An 18,352-nucleotide genomic window follows, 5' to 3' on the forward strand; every position below is an offset into this window, starting at 1 on the left:
CCACAGAACGGGATTCGGGCCGCCCTGGCCCGCGGCCGATCCGGCTACTCTCTCGGCCATGGTCACTCGCACAGACATCGGCGTCATCGGCGGATCGGGCTTCTACTCCCTGCTCGACGACGCGGAGGAGATCGAGCTCGCCACGCCTTACGGCCCCCCGAGCGATGTCGTCACGGTCGGACGCATCGGCTCGCGTTCGGTCGCGTTCATCCCCAGACACGGGCGAGATCATCGTTTCCCGCCGCACCGCATCCCCTATCGTGCCAACCTCTGGGCACTGCGCTCACTCGGCGTCCGCCAGGTGCTCGCGCCCAGCGCCGTAGGCTCGCTCAGAGCGGAGTACGGCCCGGGCGCCATGGTCATCCCTGACCAGCTCGTGGATCGCACCTCAGGACGCGTCCAGACTTATTACGACATAGACGGCGCAGTCCACGTCTCCTTCGCCGACCCCTACTGCCCGTCAGGCCGCGCCACCGCGGCGCAGATCGCCCGCTCCACCGGCTGGGAGACCGTCGACGGCGGCACCCTGGTGGTCATCGAAGGCCCACGCTTCTCGACCCGCGCCGAGTCACAGTGGTTCGCCGGCAACGGCTGGTCGATCGTCGGCATGACCGGCTTCCCCGAGGCGGTCCTGGCCCGCGAGCTGGCCCTCTGCTACACGTCGCTCTCCCTGGTGACCGACCACGACGCCGGGGTGGAGGCCGGCCAGGGCGTCACACACGACGAGGTCCTCGAGTTCTTCGCGCAAAACGTCACGCGCATGCGCACCCTGGTGGCGGAGACCGTACAAGCCCTTCCCGAGGAGCGCACGTGCCCCTGCGGCACGACCCTCGACGGGATCAAGCTCCCCTTCGAGCTGCCGTGATCCAGTCCTGGCTGACCCGCTACGGCCGCCGTCGCCGCCTCATCGCGGCGGCGCTGGCCGCGCTCGCCGTCATGTCCGCTTTTGTCGCCACCCGCCCCACGCCTGCGCCGACGGTCCTGGTGGCGACCCGCGACCTGTCCCCCGGCCCCCTCAGCCCGGGCGACCTGACCCCCGCCGCGCTCAACCACCCACCCACCGGCGCCGTACGCGCAGCCGCGGCGGGCCGGATCCTGGCGAGCCCCATGCGCAAGGGCGAGCCGCTGACCGACGTCCGCCTCCTCCAGTCGTTCCGCCTCCCGCCCGGCATGGTCGCCACGCCCGTGCGCATAGCCGACGCGGCCGCCGCGAAACTCCTCTCCCCCGGCGCCACGATCACCGTCCTGGCCACGCGGGAGGAAGCCCAGCCGGCCCGCCTCGCCGCCGAAGACGTGCGCGTCATCACCATCCCACCCCCACCCCAGACCGCGAGCGAGACCCACGGCGCCTTAGTGGTGCTCGCGACCACCCCGACCCAAGCAGCAGACCTGGCGGCAGCCCAGACCACCGGCCACCTCTCGATCACGATCAAACCTAACTCAACGTAATCGATCGATTACGATCCCTTCATGAACGGATTCAAGAAGTTCCTCATGCAGGGAAACGTCATCGACCTGGCCGTGGCGGTCGTCATCGGCGCGGCCTTCACCTCGATCGTGCAGTCGTTCGTGGCCGACCTCCTCACGCCGCTGATCTCGGCGTTCGGGGGTCTGCCCGACTTCTCCTCGCTCAAGGTCACGGTGGGCCGCTCCAACTTCATGTACGGCCACTTCGTCAACGCGGTCATCTCATTCCTGATGGTCGCCGCGGTGGTCTACTTCCTGGTGGTGAGGCCGTACACACATGTCAGAGACCGCGCCGCGGCCAAGGTCGAGTCGAAGACCCGCGACTGCCCCGAGTGCCTGTCGGCGATCCCGAAGGCCGCGTCCCGCTGCGCCTTCTGCACCGCGCAGGTGGCATAGGCCTAGAGCAGAGAGCTGCTCTTCGGGTCATACTCCCAGTGCCACGGCTCGAACGGGCCGGTGTAGGCCCAGGAGGGATGGAACCACCCATACTTCTTGGAGTTCTTCTCCATCCAGACGAACTCCGCGGACCCGGACCTCTCCACCCCACCACACAGGTCCACAGCTAGCCCGAGCCCATGGTTGCTCCGCCCGGGCACGGCGGCGAACCCCGGCCGCCGGTAGTAGACCGACTGCTGCTCAGCCAGGCTCCGATAGGCGTCGGTGACGCATACGTTCTTCCCGAACCGTCGCCGATAGGCCTCGTTCAGGCTCACGAAGGCGATGGTGGCATCGGCGCGCAGGCTGAACCCCTTCTGCTGCAACGGGCAGAGCATGCTCTTGGGAATCAGACCATTGGGATAGTCACCGGCCGTCGCGGCCCGCAGCGGATTGCACCCCAGCGCCGCCCGCCCGACCTTGTCAACCTTGATCCCCATTTTCACGAGCGCCGCCGTCAGAGACTTCACGATCTTGTCCGACCGCGCCCGAAGCGTGTCCACCTCGGCCGCCAGCTGCGCCTCGGCCAGCAGGTTCCCGGCCCGGAGCTCCTGCGCCTCGCCGGCCAGCCGCTCCGCCTCCTTGTAGAGCGCACTGGTCTGCTCGACGACCTGCTGGCGTGCGGAAACGATCTGCGTCACGTCGCTGAGCGCCCGCAGCGTGTTCTCGTCCGCGTTCCCGGACAGGAACGGCACGATCCCGTCCGCCAGGAGCGGCTGCTCGTACAGCAACTCGGCCATCTGCGACACAGGCTGCCGCATCACCGCCACCCGCCGCTCCAGCTCCTGCAGCGCCGCCAGCTTCTCCTTCAGCTGTTTGTCGGAGGCGGCGATGTCCGCCCGCCGCTTCTCCAGGGCCTTGGTGGCATCCTCAAGCTCCTTGGCCGACCGCTCGGCCTCTTTCCGCAGCGCGGTGAGGCTGCCGGGATCCGGCTTCTCCTGCACCCGTACGACCTGTGCCTGCGCGCGCCCCTGCCCGGAAGGCACGAAAAGAGAAGCCACCGCCATGACTACCGCGATCAGACCCGCTGATCGAGGGGCTGGCACGTTCGACTCCTCCGTTTGCAAACTCGTTACCCTGGTCAGGCACGCACGTTACTACAGCCCCCCGAGTGCCCGAGCCGAACTCGGGAGAGCTGTTATGAGACAAAAAACCCACTCTGTCCGCACAGCTCCCACATTCACCGCTCGGAAGCGCCACCACCGCACGCCACCTCAGAGATCGGGCATCTCAATCTCCATCCCCGCCGCCTGCCGCTCCCTCTCGAGACACATGTCCCACAACCAGGTGTCCGCCCACTCCCCCGGACACCCGCCAACCTCCGTCCGCGCAGGAGCCGGCGTAACAGGCTCCTCATACCTGGGCTCTTCCGTCGCGACAGCAGGAGGAGCAGCCGCCACCCGCGACGGCGACACCACCCGCACAGGCCCCGGCACGCCACCTCCATACACCCGATCCGGATGCGCCGGCGCCCGCATCAACACCGGCCCGAACCCGACCCTCCCCCCCTCCTCCCGCATCACCACACGCCCCTCGCTACCCTGCTCAAACCCCCGCATCTCCCCCGCCAACAACCCCCCGGCCAGGATCGCCGGCGCCAACAACGCCCCGAACAGCACGACGGGCCGCCGCCGCGCTTGCTTGCATTGCCTCGTGGTCACAGGCAGACGCTATCCACGCGGGATGCGCCAGATTCTGATCACTTGTCATGCCTTTACCGCAGCTCAGAGCACCCATAACCAACCCGACCAAACTGACCCCGGCCCTACGTCCCACGCAGTGCCAGACTTTCGCTAGGCTTACGAGAGTCCGCCTCCGTAGCTCAGGGGATAGAGCACCGCTCTCCTAAAGCGGGTGCCGCAGGTTCGAATCCTGCCGGGGGCACTCATCTCCACCAGGCGTTTTGGCCTCTGACCTGCGGTTTCGCTGCCGCAGGTCTTTTGCTCTCCAGACCCTCGGTAGGCCACCAAGAGTTGTCGAACGCAGCCGTAGGACAGCGTTCTGGGGACATGTGGGGGATGATCTTGAAGGCATTCCCCGAGGTCGGCGCTTCAGTTCAGGGCCAGGCTGTCGCTATCGAGCCACTCGTCTCTAAGATCGACGACGTGCAGCGCCTTGCCCTCTTTGACCTTGACCGAACGCTCATTGACCTCGATGCCGCGTTCCGCCGGTGGGCCGAAGAGTTCGCGGAGCGACTGCACTTGGCGCCCGAGGGGCTCGCGTGGCTTATCTCCCAAGATCGGGATGCGCGCCCACATCGCGAGGTGTTCTTCAGTAAGGTCCGCGAACGCTTCGCTCTGACCGAGCCGGTCGAGGAGCTATGGGCCGACTACCGCCGACGCATGCCTCACCTCGTGCAGTGCTACCCGGGTGTTCTAGCGGGCTTAGCCGACCTGCGGGGCGCCGGATGGCGGGTAGGGATCGTCACCAACGGCATGGCGGACAACCAACTTGGCAAGCTCCGTAGTACCGGTCTGGCCGATGCGGTCGACGGCTACGCCGTTTCGGGGGTCGAGGGCATCCGGAAGCGTGAGAGCGGCCTTTTCGAGATCGCGGCTCAACGCTGCGGAACCAACCTCGCCGAGGGCGGATGGATGGTCGGCGACAACCTCATCGCCGACATCCAAGGAGCGCAGACGGCCGGACTTCGTACGATCTGGATCGATCGGGGAACCTGGCCGGGGCACGAACACCAAGCTGACCACGTGGTGGCCGATACTGTAGACGCAATCGCCATCATCCGCGATAGGCACATGTCGAGATAGGCGTTGAGCTATGCCGCTTTACTCGTGCGAATCGGCCGGCGCTCCGGCTGCGGAGCTCGCATGATCGAGGAGACTGCGGGATGCGTGACGGATGATCCCGGCGGTAGGTCTGCATTCGAGCTCGGAATGCAGCGCAGGCGAGCATTCAGCAATGATTCGGTCCGATCGCCCCAAGCTAGACGCTGTTCGGGCGCTTTGTTCGACAGCCTCATTGAGCTGCGTAACGAGGGCGCCTGCGGCGACGCTCAAGAGCACACCCATTACCTTGCCAGTGTCAATCAATGCAGCACGTGCCCACCGCTTTTCCTCATCTGGACTCTTCCAGACCCCGAAACGGATAGCTTCCCAGGCGAGGACAAAGGTAGCTGCTGAAGCGTATTGATAGCCCGCTCCCCAGTTGCCCTCGGTAATGACGGAGGCTACGACCAAGGCCAGTCCGAGCGCAAACGAGACCAGCGTGAGTCGGGCCTGCTTGGGGAGATCCACATCGCCATGATCGACCTCATGGCCCGCCGTCTCGCCGGCGAATCCACCCCCACGTGGCGCGGCACCTGAACCCGGGATCAGACAGGACTAAACTCCCACTAGGTGCCGAGCCGTAGGCGTTCATCCTGCAGCAACCGGGCAAACGTAGGAACCGGTGCGTGGGAGATGTCGAGAATGATATCCAAGAAACCTTCGATAGCTCGAATTACTTTCTCAAGATCGCCTCATTGAGACGCTGTACGAGTAATATCCTTAATCAATGAATGAGGCGTCGAGTGTACGGGAGCCTTTGTCTGATTCCTCTACTGTCACCTCAATGCGTCGGCCCTTGATTTTCTTGCTCACCCCTGCGATACAGGAGTCTGGGCAAGTCTCTAAAGCCTGTGGCCAATCGACCCATCCAGCGGAATAGAACTTCTTCAGAAATATTTTTGGGGAGACGTCAGAGTCTAGAATGTAGGATACGTATGCACCTCCCTCTGGCGCGGAATCGCAGGCACTACCTTCATAGAGCGTTGACCGCTCATCTGGCGCCAACAGGGGTCCTATCTCTCTGGCGAGCTGCTCGCTCTCACGACTATCTTTCTTGTAGCACTCTTTCAATGAAGATCCGGCTTCATCATTGCCTTGGCATCCAGAGCTAATTGCCACCATGCCAACCAACAGCAATACTAAGCCCTTCTTCACGATGACACCCCCAGGCTAGACTCCTTCTCATCGTATCGGGAGTGTCAAGCCTATAGAACGAACAGTGACGATTTCTTGCTCCCCATGCCACCGCGAGGAAATAAGCGCATATTACGGCATATATCTTCTCAGCAAACATACGACTTTGGACAGTAGTATATCTTGTCGCGTTTCGCGCCCAAGAGGTCATGCCTCTTCCACATGCCATACCCAACCTTCCACAGAGCACTAAGCAAGCCATCCTCATTCAGATCGCCATGGTCTGCGACCGCCGCCTGGGCGCGATCCCAGTCCTTCTCCCATCCCAACTGATTCAGAATTGCCCAGTTGCGAGCAGTGTAGTTGTTCATCTGATCTGCGGCCGAATCACATGGGGGGACCCTACCCTTGAGCTCACGACATGGAGTTCCCGCACCCCTTTCGTGAGCATCTCCCAGCCCTTTTGCAAAGTCAGCGCCGAACGCCCACGTCATGATCACTTGGCCCATAAAGTGGCGAATGGCGTTTCGTTGCGGGGTCTCCTTGGTGCCGCGATATTTCTTGATGAGATACCTGGTGAGCTGATCAACATAAATCCATGCCATCGCACATTTAGCAGGATTATTTGCCTGGCACCAATCCTTTTCCGCTCTGGTGATAACCCCATAGAGTCTATCTTTGGGATCGTCCGCTGTTGCCAGCATGCAGATGCAGTTGTCGGCACTAGCGGCAATCTTGGCCGCCTTCCAAAGAAACTTTTTCACAATGAATGGATTCATGGGGTCATAGAATTCACTAAAATTCTGCCGAGCCTGTCCATCCTTTTTTGAGTTATTTTTCCAAAAACCTTTCGGGGCGTCCCTGCCAGCGCCCTTCCCTTCCGCAACGACGTTCACCCGGCGGGCTTCTTCCTCAGAGAACTCGGGATTCCATTCGACGATGATGCTAGGGTCAAGAATCTCAGCGCCCCCGCAGGAGCGAATATCACAGGCTGTGGCCCCGCCTCCCATATCTCCCCTGGAGCCGCAGCTTCCGATGCACAGTCCACTACCAGTGCTGTCGTACTCGGCATACACACCGCCGACTGGCAAGGAAGTGACGCCAGAAGTGTTGGTGGAACTCCATACGCCGCTTGTTGCGCCACTGTTGATGACGGTGTAGTGGCCAGTGGGGTCGGTGCCGGTCAGGGGTGAGGCGTTGGCGTAGGTGTAGTGGTTGGCCTGCACCGACGGGTTGGGGGGCAGACTGGCGGTGTCACGGCTGGTGAAGGTGCCGGTGCCGGGCTGGTACCAGCGGGCGTGCATGTTGACCTTGCCGGTGTCTGGGTCGGTGTATTCGCCCTGGTAGCCGAGGTTCGTCTTGGCGCTGGTCTGGGTGGTGACGGTGCCGAACGGGTCGTAGGCGGTCGAGGTCTGAAGTGCGGTGGTGAAGGTGGCTACCAGGTCGCCGTGCAGGTCGCTCAGCGCCGCCACTGCCGCGCCAGTGCCTTCCTTGAGACCGAGCAGGCCGCCGCCAGCATCGCGGGCGTACTTGGCCTGGACGGCGCCGCCGCTGTCGGTGATGGCCGCCAGGTCGTTGCCGAGCCCGGCGTAGGCGAAGATCTGCTTGGCGGTGCTGCGGATCCGGCTCGTTATGCGGTCGAGGGCGTCGTAGCTGTAAAGGCTGTCGCCATCGGCGATGAGCCGGTCGAAGGCATCGAACGTGTAGTTGGTGGTGGCGCCGCCCTTGGTGCTGGTGGCCAGGGTGCCGCGCGGAGTGTAGGTGTAGTCAGTGCCGTCGCCGGAGTCCAGACGATTGCGCTCGTCATAGGTGAACGTCGCGTTCCCGGCCTTGGTGCGGTTGCCGGCCGCGTCCCACTCATACGCGGTGGTGGCACCGCCGGGGGCCGTCCAGGAGGTGAGCCTTCCTGCACGGTCGTAGCCGTAAGTGTTGGTGCCCGCCCCGGCCAGGCCCGCGGTGGTCTTGGTGGTGAGGTTGTCGTCCTTGTCCCACCCATAGGTGATCTTGGCCAGCTCAGCGCCGGCGCCGTTCTTCAGCGTCTGACCCGTGATTCGATCCATGTTGTCGTAGTCGATGGCCTGGGTACTGGCCGTGCCACTGCTGGCGGTGATGGTCTTCAGCCGGCTGGCCGGATCGTAGCCGTAGGTCAGGGTGCGGCCGGTGACCGGGTCAGTGGCGGTTTCGAGGCGGTTGGCCTTGTCCCAGGTAAAAGTGGAGGTGCCAGCGGGATCGATGCGCTGGGTGGGGTTGCCGAGTTCGTCATATCCGTAGGCGGTCTCCTGCGTCGACCCGCGGGAGACCTTCAACGGCAGGCCGCGGTCGTTGAAGTCGACCGTCAGATCGCCGGCAGTCGTTGGACGGCTGGCCAGGTCGTAGCCGAACGTGCGCTCGGCGCTGGTGGCGCCGCCGCCTGCGCCGGTTTCCTTGGTGAGCCGGTTCAGGTGGTCGAAGGTACGGTCGATGCGTACCCCGCCGGGCTGGACGGTGGCGACCTGGTTGCCTGCCTTGTCGTAGATGTGGGTCCAGGTACGGTCCGCCGGGTTCGGGTGAGCGGTGGTGGACGGCTCGGTCACCGTTTCGACCAGGCCGAGGCTGTTGTGGCTGGTCCAGGTGGCGTTGCCGCGGCCGTCGGTGAGGCGCGTGCGGGCGCCGGTGGCGTCGTAGCCGAAGCTCGTAGTGATTTGCTCACTGGCCGAGACCGGCTCGATGAGCGAGGTGGTCCGGTCCAGCGCGTCGAAGGTCTGCTTGGTGACGTGGCCCTCGGGGGAGGTGGTGCTGATCTGGTTGCCTGCCGCGTCGTAGCCGTAGCCGAAGGCGCGTAACACCGAGCCGGTTGCGTCCAGGTCCTTGACCGCGGTCTTGCGACCGGCCAGGTCATATTCGGCGGTGGTGGCGTTGCGGTTCGGGTCGGTGGTCTTGATCAGGCGGCCGACCAGGTCGTAGTCCATGCTGGTCTTGTTGGTCAGCGGGTCCGTCACGCTTTTGACCTCGCCCGCGGCATTCACGGTGTACGACGTTTCCTTGCTGCCCGGAGCGGTCTGCTTGAGCAGACGGCCGGCGTCGTCGTACTCCATGGCGTTGGTGTAGGCGGCGCTGGTGGGCTTGCGTTCGATCTGCGTGGCGGTGATCTGGCGGCCGAGATCGTCGTAGGTGGCCTCGTTGCGGGCGCCGGTCGGGTCGACGGTGGCCAGTGTCTCTCCGGCCAGGTCGTACTCGCTCACCCACGTGCCTGCCGTCTGCCCGTCCGGGGCGGGGTCGGTGACGCGGACCTGGCGGCCGAGCTTGTCGTAGTCGAACGTGGTCGTGTAGCCGCGCGGATCGGTAGAGGAGATCAGCTGCCCGGCAGCGTCGTAGGCGTAGGAGGCGGACGGGGTGAGTGCGGTACCGCCGGGTGGGGTGTAGTTGGGCGCGCGTCGGTTGGTCAGGCGGCCAGCCTTGTCGAACACGGAGGTCACGGTACGGCCCTCGGCGTCCGTCTCGTGGGTCTTGGCACCGAGGGTGTCGTAGCCGAAGTGGGCCGTGGGGTGTGCCTCGGCAGCTGTACCGGCCTTTTCCACCTTGACCTGCGGGCCTGTGGCCTCAATCAGACGTCCTAGCGCGTCATAGCGCATCTCGGTGGTGTAGTCGGCTTTGTTGGCGCCGTCGGCGTTGCCGCGCGGGTCGGTAGAGGCGACGGCCAGACCGCGGTCGTCGTAGGTGACGGTGGAGACGAGGTCCACGTCGCCGTTCTCGACGGTCGTCTTGGTGGGGAGGTTCGTTTTGTTATAGGTGAACTCGGTGATCTCGGTACGGGTGGATCCGATGCCGGTACGGGTGGCCTTGATCGTGTTGCCGTTGGCGTCATAGGTGAAGACCGTCTTGCGGTTCAGGTCGCCGGGGTCGAGGGTTCGCGAGGTCAGGCGAGTAGCCGCGTCGTAGACGTAGTCGGTCGTCACCTTGCCGCCGCCCGTGACCAGCTTGGTCTGGTTGCCGGCGGCGTCGTAGGCGTGGTCCTCCACGACCACATCCCGTGCGGTGGTGGAGCCGTTCAGCTTGACGTCGTCGGCGATCTTCTGGGCGAGCAGGTTGTCGTTGAAGTAGGTGAAGGTGGTCTTGCGGCCCATGGCGTCGGACTGCGCGGCCAGGCGGCCTCCGGCGTCGTAGCCGAAAGACTCCAGCACCACGTCCTTGGCCGGCTGCGGGTTGACCGGGCTGCCGGTCCAGCCCTTCAGCGTCTTCGAGGTCAGCTGGCCGCGTGGGCTGTAGCTGTATTCGGTGACTGCGCCACTGGCGTCGGTCACCGTTGCCAGGCTGCCGATGGTGTTCCAGCTCTGGCGGACCACACCACCCTCGGGATCGGTGACGGTCTCGACCTGGCCGTGAGTGTCGTAGGTGTAGACGGTGGCGCGCTCGGCATCTCCACCGGTCAGGTCGCTGATGGTCTCGCTGAGCTTGTTGCCGTCCGGGTCATAGCCGTACGTCGTGCGCTTGGTGTGGGTGACGCCGGACACCTCGTTCTTCACGCCCGGCTCCGTCTGCGTCGCCAACCGCCCCACATCGTCGTAGGTGATCGCGGTCTTGGCCCCATCCGGGTAAGCCTGAGACACCTCCGACCTCTCCCGAAGCCGGCCCAACGCGTCGTAACTCAGCTTGACCAGGAGCCCTTCCGGGTTGCGCTGCTCAGCCAGGTCACCCGCCGCGGTGTAGCGGTAAGTCCACGTGTTGCCCTTGGGATCCGTCCGCGAAACGATCAACCCGACCGGTGTGGTCCCCCCGCCGACTGCCGCTTCGGTGCCGTCGGTGTAGGCAACCGTGCTGGAGCGGCCGTTCGGGAAGTCGGAAGTGGCTGGGGTGGTCTGCTTGGTCTGCTCGCCGTAGGAGTTGTACTCGAAGGTGGTGGCGTAGGTGTTGTCGGTGGCGCTGGCTGAACGGGCGTCGCGGATTTTGAGCAGGCGGTCGTTGCGCGGGTCGAACGGATTGGCAGAGTTCAGGTAGTACTCGCTGCGGACGATCTCGCTGTTGGTCGTGCGGCGGGTTCTGCGCTCGATCACGTTGCCGCGGGCGTCGTTGTAGGTGGTGACGGTGTTGAGGTTTGGGTCTGTGATGGATTGCAGGAAGCCGCCGGTGTCGTAGCTGTAGGTCGTCTCCTTGCCTAGCTGATCGGTGAAGGAGGTGATCCGGTAGCCGCGCCAGGCGTCGTACACATACTGAAGAGGGGTGCCGTTCTGTGGGTCGGTGACGGTGACCGTGCTCAGGCCGGTGGTGCGGTCGTAGACGGGCTCGCCGATCTTCCAGGTGCCGCCGTGCTGGTCGGTGTGGGTCGTGAGGCGGTCGCTGGCCGCGTCATAGGCGTTGGCGGCCCACACGCGGCCGGAGGGCAGCGTCACCTTGGTCAGCTTGTTCGGCGCGGCGGCGCGGGCGGCGAAGTGGGTGGCGGTTTCGGCGGCCGACAGTGGGCGGTCGTAGACGGCGACCTCGTCGACGCTTGCAGCCAGCCCACCGACCCACGCGTACGGCCAGTCCTCGGGATTATTGATCGTCGCGGTGAGCGTCCCTGCGGCCTGGCCGTCCAGGTACAGCGTTTGCGTGTCGCCTGCGACGGTCAGCACGACATGGTGCCAGGCGCCGTCGTTGACCGCGACGGCGGAGGTGAGGGGGGTGGTGGTGGGCAGGTAGGACGCCGACAGTTTGCCGTCGGCCGCTACCTGCAGCATCGAGTGTTTGTCGGCGTACCACTTGTATTGCAGCTGCAGGAGCGGTCCCGTGCCGGTCGTCTTGAACCAGGTCTCAAACGACGCCCACTTGCCCACACGCGCGAGCAGATCACTCGGCAGGGAGACGGAGTCATCGGCGTCGAGTTCGACGGCGGTGTCAGACGTTCCGGCCAGCGCACCGGGCTTACCGAACGTGCCGCCGTTGTAGATGCTGTCGTTGTTCCAGCCGAGGTCTTTCGCTTCGGTCCCGCTGCTCTCGCCCAGCCGCCAATACCCCATGGGATCGGAGTCCAGCACCGTGGTCCGATACAACGATCCGGAGGCGTGGTCGTACTGTGTGCAGCCCTCGTCGGGATTGCACACCTTCTCCAAAACGTCACCGTTGTAGGAGTAGGTCCAAGTCAGCGGCTTGCCGTCGACAGGCGCCGTGGACACCGACGTCACGTGGGCGCCGGTCCAGGAAAACGTCAGCGACCGGCCCCCCGGCGCGGTGACTTGGGAGAGCTTGCCGTCCTGTCCGTATACGAGCGTCTGCGCACGCCCCCGCCCATCGACAATCTTCGTCAGGCGTCCGCTCTCGTCGAACACGTACGACGTCGACGTCTTGTCCATCAACGCCCACCCCGTACACGTCGTCCCCGCCGGGCAGGTTGGCGACTTCGAGGCTTCAGCGAGGGTCGCGTTCAGGCCGGGGGGAGGCTGATAGCTGCCATCCCCCTTCTTCGCGAAACGCACCTGCCGCCCGTCCGGGTAGGTCACCAGCAGCGACTCCCGGCCCCGGATCTGCTCCGGCACGATCCGCATGTCCCACCGGGTCGACCAACCAGCCCCGAAGATGCCCGTGCGTCGCGCATCCATGCTGTTGTACGAGCGCACCACCGACAACGGCGGCCCGACCGTGCTCACCTGAGCGTCGGTGAACCTGGTGGTGTAATTGCCAGCCAGCTGATGAAACTCCTGGCCGCTCCCACCGGACGTCGACAATTGTGACGTGATCGCCGGCTGACGCACACCCACAACGAACGTCCGTGCCGACGAGTACGAGCTCTGGCCGCCAATGGTGGAAGCATCCCTCGCGATCAACCGCCACCAGTACTGGCGCCCCCAGGCGAGCACACCATCGGGCACAGTGACGCTGCCAGACGACGTCCGGCAGCAGTCGTTGTACGTGCGGCAGCCGTACAACGACGGGGTATCACACAACTCAAAATCGAAGCTGATCGTGCCGCCCGCCCACGTGGTGGCCGTAGCGCTCAACGTCGGCGAGGTCGTCATCACCTGCAGGCCGTTGTCCGGAGACATCGAGGTGATCGTTGGGGCCGGCGGTAGCGGGCAGGGCCCGATCTTCTTCCAGTAAGTGCCGGGGTAAAACTCTGGTGGCGGCTTTTGGTTGAGATAGCCCGGTATACCCAACATGGCTTCCCAGATGGTCTGCTGGTAAGCCACACGCTCATACGCAGCGACCTCATAGCCGGCTCTCCATGCCGGGACGCTCCCACACGGCGGCTCAGCCGCCAACTGCGCCATGAACGCTGATGCACTGCTCACAGGCTTACTGGCCGCCCTCGCCACCCGCGTGACACCATCACGCTCTTCCCGCGGCAACGCGTTCTTCGGCGCCTCAACGTCCTGCTTCGGTGTGCCCGCAGCGGCAGACGTCCGCGTGGCCTCGCTCGAGGTTAGCGTGGGCAAGGTCTTAGTGGACCCGAAAGCCTGCTTCGGCGTCTCCGGCGAGCCATGGAAACCAACGGCCGCAACCGATCCAACCGCATCAGCAATCGCCGGTAACGACTGCAAGCCGAGCAGCCCAGGCACGAGAATCCCGAGAATCGCCGCCACCACGGCAGACGTCCGCCCAGAACGAGCCCATGCCAAATAGCGGCGCATACGCCGTCACACTCCGAACCACAACGAGGGACACCCGAAGGTGCCAGACGTCGCCCCACCCCACCCGGCAGGCCATCCTGACTCGTGCGGCTCTGGAGCTCTGACCAAACGGGCAAAGCGTAACTACCCAAGATCGGCGCCACAAGGGCAATTTTCGCCATCAGACAGGCACGGAGTGCGACTTACCGGATGAACGGGTGCGTACCACCCGATGGTTGTCGATCACGCTGCCATACCAGCAGGTCGAAGTCGACCATGCGTCCTGACCATGGGATCAGGAAGTGCTCGGCCGGGTCCGGCTCGGAGCCGAAAGGTGTGGAGCGTTCGCTGGTCAGTCCTCGTCGGTGCCCCCGTTGCTATGTGGGGGCAGCGGAGGTGTTCGCCCCGAAGTGTCGGCACCGGGCGATACGGTGGCGGCCAGCCAGTACCGCGACACCACCTCCATAACCGCGATCGCACGCCAGCGCGGGCGTCCGTGAAAGTCCGTGAAGTTATAGATTGTGACAGGGTGAGGCTCTTCCCGAACGTGCATGGGGAGGCTAGTGTGTCGCAGTCAGTGATCTAGATTGGCCCGTGGTGGCTGTCGAGATATGAGGTAGGTATGGGAAGCCGTACCGCTCTGATCAGAGCGAAAGCACTGGTGATCACGGCGGGGGCGTTGCTGATCATTGGATCGCTGGATGCGTCAGCAGGAAGGGCGATGTCCGGTGTCGGCCTGGCGTCTGGCAAACCGGCCAATGCGGCTGCTGTGCCTTCTTCGTCGACGGGTGTCCCTCCCCTTGGTACGCCCATGGGCGTACCCCTCAGGGGCCACACACGCTGGGTGACGGCGGTCGCAGTCGGAAAGCGCAGTGACGGGACCCACGTTATCGTCTCTGCCGGCTATGACAGGACCGTGCGGATCTGGGACCTGGAGACCGGCAAGGCCATCGGCAAACCCCTCAAGGGCCATAGGGGTGAGATCTACGATGTGGATCTAGGGAAACGCAGCGACGGTACCCCGGTTATCGTCTCCGGTGCCGCCGATGACATCCGGATCTGGAACATGAACACCGGCAAGCAGCTTGGCAAGCCTCTCAAGGGTCGAAAAGGGCTGATCTATGCACTGGCGACGGGCAAGCGCAGTGACGGCACCCCCGTTGTCGTCTCCACAGGTGACGGCCTGACCAGGGCTGTGGAGATCTGGAACCTGGACACAGGGAAACTCATCGGCAAGTCACCCGTCGGCTATCCCCTAACCGTCAGCCAACTGGTAACCGACAGGCGCAGCGACGGCACCCCTGTATTCATCACAGGTGCCACTGACGGTAGAGCGCGCATCTGGAATCTCAACTCGGGCAAACCCATCAGCAAGACCCTTATCCGATGCGGCGGGAGCTGCTTGGTAGAGGGGTTGGCGACCGGCAAGCGCAGCGACGGCACTCCGGTCATGGTTTCCGGCGACATCAACGGTGATACCGACGCGGAGGACAGGGCCGATAGCGCGCTCCGGATCTGGAACCTGGACACGGGCATGCCCATCGGCGCATCCATCCCCCTCCAGACCAAGGGTCACGTGAAGGTGGCGGTCGGTCGGCGCGCCAATGGCTCTCCCATCATCGCCTCCGCGGACGATGACGGCAAGGTGTCGGTGTGGGATCTGGACACCGGAGATCCTGTGGGTGCTCCCTTCACTGGACACGACGGCGCCGTCTCCGCCCTAGCGACAGGCAGGCGCAGTGACGGCACCCCTGTCGTGGTCTCCGGCGGCCTCGACAAGACGATTCGGGTGTGGAGTCTAGGCTCCTAGACTCCAAGTACTCGAACCGGTAGGCGGTGGCGTGCCCGATGTGGTTGGCCAGTCGCCAGGAGTTCTTGGGCGGCACGTCGGCCAGCAGCGCGCACCAGATTGGCGAAGGCTGCCTGTGAGTGCCGAATATCGTGTCACCTCATGCGGCCTGGGAGTATTCGTGTAGTAGACCACCGAGCCGACACTGATGACCGCTAACAGTATAAGTGTTATAGGTAGGAGATAGGCATAACGCGCGTCAGCATCGCGCCGAACTTGCCCAGATCACTCGTGACAACAGGGGCCCGTGCTGCTGGCGTAAGTCCTACACCGTCCGAGTGACCCATCGACCGCCTTCAGCGCTCCTGCTCCATGAACGTATTCAGTGCCCAGCAAGCATACGAGGTGTACGTGGGAGAAGAGGTTAGGTAGTGTCCGGGGCGTGCGCCCAGATGCTCGCCAACTGTCCGTCGTTGCCGCGGTGCTCGTCTCTCTCGCGGTTGTGACTGGTTGCACGGGGAACGCCGACAAGCCCAACTTGGATGAAGCCGCGAGACTGCTCGTCGCGGACGGCGACAAACTACTGGCCTCTCAGGACATTGCCGCCATAGGCTCCGCCACCGCGACCGAACGAGCAGATCAAGACAGCGAAGCAGGATGCCTGAAAGGTCAAGTCCAGCGCTTCTTCCGCGCTCAGGGCAACCTCACAGGCCCGCCATATAAGCAATCACCAGGCAACGTGGCAGGGCTGATGGGGAGTTGGCTACGGCTGCGCGGCTACAACACAACTATAGATGATCTAGATCTTCATGACGAGAATCTAGGTGCGGCCGTACTACAGCACCCGACCACAGGAATCACGTTCTTCATAACCGTCCGTAACGGGCAGAAACCTAACATCCTGATCGTCGGGAAGACCAGCTGCTACGAACGTGAGGGATGACCTCGAACTCAGGTTGGCATCTGGGCCGCCTCGGCCCGTGTGAGCTCGGCTTGCTTTCGTAGGCGATCAGCTGTGGACGTACAGCTTTCCCGCAGCAAGCGAATCTCGCGGGCAAGTCGCATGGTCTCCGTGATGAATCGACCCGCAGCCGGCCCCTTCCAGAACGCGTCGACAGTCTGGGGCTGCGCTAGCGTGGCGGAGAAGACTTCGTCCAGTTCCTCGGCGTATCGCATGAAGGTGGCGGCAAGCTGCTCCTTATCGGCGGCTTGCCGAAGCAGTTGGCCCTGGCTGGGGATGGTCACTGCTACCCTCCTCGCTGCTTCAGTGCTTTGACTAGTGCGTCGTAGATCCGTCCTCGGAACGCCATCCGCACTTCATTTCGCTGGGCGTTGGTCAACGGCTTCTGACCGTGCTCGTTCAGCGATTCATTCACCCACTGTGTCTGTCGTTGCACGATGCTCTCCGCAACGGACTCCGCCGTGGCCGGGGTCTTCTTATCGAAGTAATCCGTGATCATGCCCTTGAGTCCGTCCTTGGCCTCATCCAGCCCGACATCTCGGGCGGTGGCCACATTGGCGTCCTGGATGGGCCAATACCTGTTGGAAAGCCACGACACGGGCAGCAGCGCGACGCCTGCGAGCCAGTCGGCGTATTCGTCGTCGGTCCACTCGGCGTGCGTTGAGCCGCTCAGCATCAGATTCGCCGCGCCTCCAGCGAGTGCCGCGCGGGAGGTGTACTGATCCTGGGTGGCCTCATCTCCGAAGGGCCGGAATCTGCCGATGTCCAAGCCCAGCGTGTAGTCCTGTGACGCCTTCATCAGGATGTTCGCCGCGTCCTTGTCCTGCATCAAGCCGCCCATGAACCGGGAAGCGTCATCGGGGGCGAGGGTGTCCCATGGCGATGTGGGGAAGGCCGACTTCAGCTCGGGGGAGTCGCGCTTGGATTGTCCACGGGCAAGCTGGTCGAGATAGGGGGCCACGTTCTTGGCCAAGGTCTCGCTGATCGGGGAATCCTTGATCGTGCCCCACGAACCGCCGATCCACGGGCTGTTTTCGGCGCCCATCCCCCGGATGATGTTGAACCATGCTCGATCGCGAACACTGGCTGTTCCAGCGTTTGGGTTCAACGCCTTGTCCAGCGCGCCCGCGAGCTTCGCTTCGAGGCCGGCGACGCCGCTCATCCGGGCGCGCTGGGGATGCAGGAGCCAGCCTGCGGCGTCCTTGTTGTCAGCCAGCAGCGTTTGCAGCGCCTGCGGGTCTGCGTTGTACGCCTCCACCAGAGCGTTCAGGTTCCAGTTGGGGCTCGTCGGGAGGTCTGCCCCCAGTGGACGGCCCAGCACGCGCAGCGCCACCTGGTTGAGGAGTCTGCTCGACGGCTTGGCCATCGCGATCATCGCGGTCAGCACGCCCGGCTGAGTAGATTCCATGAACTTGCCGCGCCACTCCTCCCCCAGCCGCCCGGCGCGTTCTGCGTTGGCGTATGCCTCGGCCAGTGGTCCCAGACTCTCCCGGCCCTGTTGGAGCACGGCGGGCGGAAGCCCTTTGTCCATGGCCGGACCTTTGTCCTTCATCCAGTGCATGAACAGCGCGCGGAACTTGTCCGGCCCAAGGGCGTTCAGCAAGGCGGCGGCGTACGCGGGGTCGTTCAGCTTCTCCTTCGTGGCCGCCGTAGCTGCCGTGACCTTCCGCCAGGTCTCTATGGAGCTCTCGATCTCATGCTGCTTGAGCGCATCCGCGATGGGTTTCGCGTCGCCTTTCCCCTGACGGGCGGCCTCGGCTTCGCTGTCGAAAGGCAGGAACACGCTCAGCAGGCCATTTCCGGAACTCGGAACCATCTGCTTGAGCGTGTCCATCCGCCATTTGAGATCACGCTGCGTCTCGTCGAAGAACGCCCAGGATCGGTGCATGGCCGCCACCCCCGCGGGGCCGGTCCATGCCGGGCCCGCCTCGGCGATGGCCGCCTCCAACCCATGCCGCGTGCGGCCCAGGACGTCCTTGCCGCCCTCCATCTCGCGCATGAGCTGTTCCGCCCGGTTGGGGTCGATCCCGACGAACTCCCCCATGGACCCTCCCAGAGGGTGTGGCTACAAGGGAGGAGTCAAGCACAATAGCCAATCCCGGTAAATGCCTCACACATCTCTATAAGCAACCGGAATTACACGCACTGTGGTAGAAATTACCGGATTTCGGGGCGGACATCGCAGTAAGGCCCGTTGCGCTCCCCCTTGCTGTTGAGCGCTATC

10 protein-coding genes, 1 tRNA gene and 1 pseudogene are annotated in these 18,352 nt (G+C 64.1%); 7 read left to right on the forward strand and 5 right to left on the reverse strand.

Annotated elements, in window-relative coordinates; translation table 11 throughout:
* Positions 1–58: 58 nt before the first annotated feature.
* From ABN273_RS52005 to mscL, 3 genes are read left to right on the forward strand one after another with little or no spacing between them, the layout of a single operon-like run.
* Positions 59–865, forward strand: a complete 807-nt coding sequence (locus ABN273_RS52005; protein ID WP_349457143.1) for an S-methyl-5'-thioadenosine phosphorylase — start codon at positions 59–61, stop codon at positions 863–865.
* Complete coding sequence (locus ABN273_RS52010) at positions 862–1,449, forward strand: RcpC/CpaB family pilus assembly protein (protein ID WP_349457144.1); 588 nt, start codon at positions 862–864, stop codon at positions 1,447–1,449. Before ABN273_RS52005 ends, ABN273_RS52010 begins: the two co-directional genes overlap by 4 nt.
* Positions 1,450–1,470: 21 nt before the next feature.
* On the forward strand, positions 1,471–1,863 hold the full coding sequence (mscL, locus tag ABN273_RS52015; RefSeq protein ID WP_349457145.1) for a large conductance mechanosensitive channel protein MscL: 393 nt from the start codon (positions 1,471–1,473) through the stop codon (positions 1,861–1,863).
* 2 nt (positions 1,864–1,865) lie between these two features.
* Here the strand turns inward: mscL and ABN273_RS52020 are convergent, their stop codons facing one another.
* Positions 1,866–2,888, reverse strand: a complete 1,023-nt coding sequence (locus ABN273_RS52020; RefSeq protein WP_349457147.1) for a D-alanyl-D-alanine carboxypeptidase family protein — start codon at positions 2,886–2,888, stop codon at positions 1,866–1,868.
* Positions 2,889–3,713: 825 nt separating this feature from the next.
* Between ABN273_RS52020 and ABN273_RS52025 the strand changes: the two genes are divergently transcribed.
* Positions 3,714–3,786, forward strand: a tRNA-Arg gene (locus ABN273_RS52025).
* Positions 3,787–3,920: 134 nt separating this feature from the next.
* The gene (locus tag ABN273_RS52030) at positions 3,921–4,667 is read left to right on the forward strand and encodes an HAD family hydrolase (RefSeq protein ID WP_349457148.1); all 747 of its coding nucleotides are present in this window, start codon (positions 3,921–3,923) and stop codon (positions 4,665–4,667) included.
* A gap of 1,301 nt (positions 4,668–5,968) precedes the next feature.
* Here ABN273_RS52030 and ABN273_RS52035 read toward each other — a convergent pair.
* On the reverse strand, positions 5,969–13,354 hold the full coding sequence (locus tag ABN273_RS52035) for an RHS repeat-associated core domain-containing protein (protein ID WP_349457149.1): 7,386 nt from the start codon (positions 13,352–13,354) through the stop codon (positions 5,969–5,971).
* 835 nt (positions 13,355–14,189) lie between these two features.
* Here ABN273_RS52035 and ABN273_RS52040 point away from each other — a divergent pair.
* Entirely contained in the window at positions 14,190–15,188 is a 999-nt protein-coding gene (locus ABN273_RS52040; protein ID WP_502911295.1) for a WD40 repeat domain-containing protein, read from the forward strand.
* On the opposite strand, the pseudogene ABN273_RS60015 reads toward ABN273_RS52040, so the two are convergent.
* Positions 15,181–15,304: pseudogene (locus ABN273_RS60015) on the reverse strand (IS701 family transposase); the annotation flags it as partial. The gene ABN273_RS52040 and the pseudogene ABN273_RS60015 overlap by 8 nt on opposite strands.
* A 305-nt stretch (positions 15,305–15,609) precedes the next feature.
* Between ABN273_RS60015 and ABN273_RS52045 the strand changes: the two are divergent.
* Positions 15,610–16,110, forward strand: coding sequence for a hypothetical protein (locus tag ABN273_RS52045; protein ID WP_349457151.1), 501 nt, complete (start codon positions 15,610–15,612; stop codon positions 16,108–16,110).
* Between the two features lie 8 nt (positions 16,111–16,118).
* Here the strand turns inward: ABN273_RS52045 and ABN273_RS52050 are convergent, their stop codons facing one another.
* Entirely contained in the window at positions 16,119–16,412 is a 294-nt protein-coding gene (locus tag ABN273_RS52050) for a hypothetical protein (protein ID WP_349457152.1), read from the reverse strand.
* Positions 16,413–16,414: 2 nt separating this feature from the next.
* Positions 16,415–18,172 (reverse strand): hypothetical protein, encoded by a 1,758-nt coding sequence (locus ABN273_RS52055; RefSeq protein ID WP_349457153.1) that lies wholly within the window; start codon positions 18,170–18,172, stop codon positions 16,415–16,417.
* Positions 18,173–18,352: the final 180 nt, after the last annotated feature.

Source organism: Nonomuraea sp. B19D2, assembly GCF_040137845.1.
GTDB lineage: Bacteria > Actinomycetota > Actinomycetes > Streptosporangiales > Streptosporangiaceae > Nonomuraea.

Bases quoted from the DNA above. Each gene is read 5' to 3' on its own strand.
- ABN273_RS52005 (WP_349457143.1), top strand. From the start codon at position 59: ATGGTCACTCGCACAGACATCGGCGTCATCGGCGGATCGGGCTTCTAC.
- mscL (WP_349457145.1), top strand. From the start codon at position 1,471: ATGAACGGATTCAAGAAGTTCCTCATGCAGGGAAACGTCATCGACCTG.
- ABN273_RS52030 (WP_349457148.1), top strand. From the start codon at position 3,921: ATGATCTTGAAGGCATTCCCCGAGGTCGGCGCTTCAGTTCAGGGCCAG.
- ABN273_RS52040 (WP_502911295.1), top strand. From the start codon at position 14,190: ATGGGCGTACCCCTCAGGGGCCACACACGCTGGGTGACGGCGGTCGCA.
- ABN273_RS52055 (WP_349457153.1), bottom strand. From the start codon at position 18,172: ATGGGGGAGTTCGTCGGGATCGACCCCAACCGGGCGGAACAGCTCATG.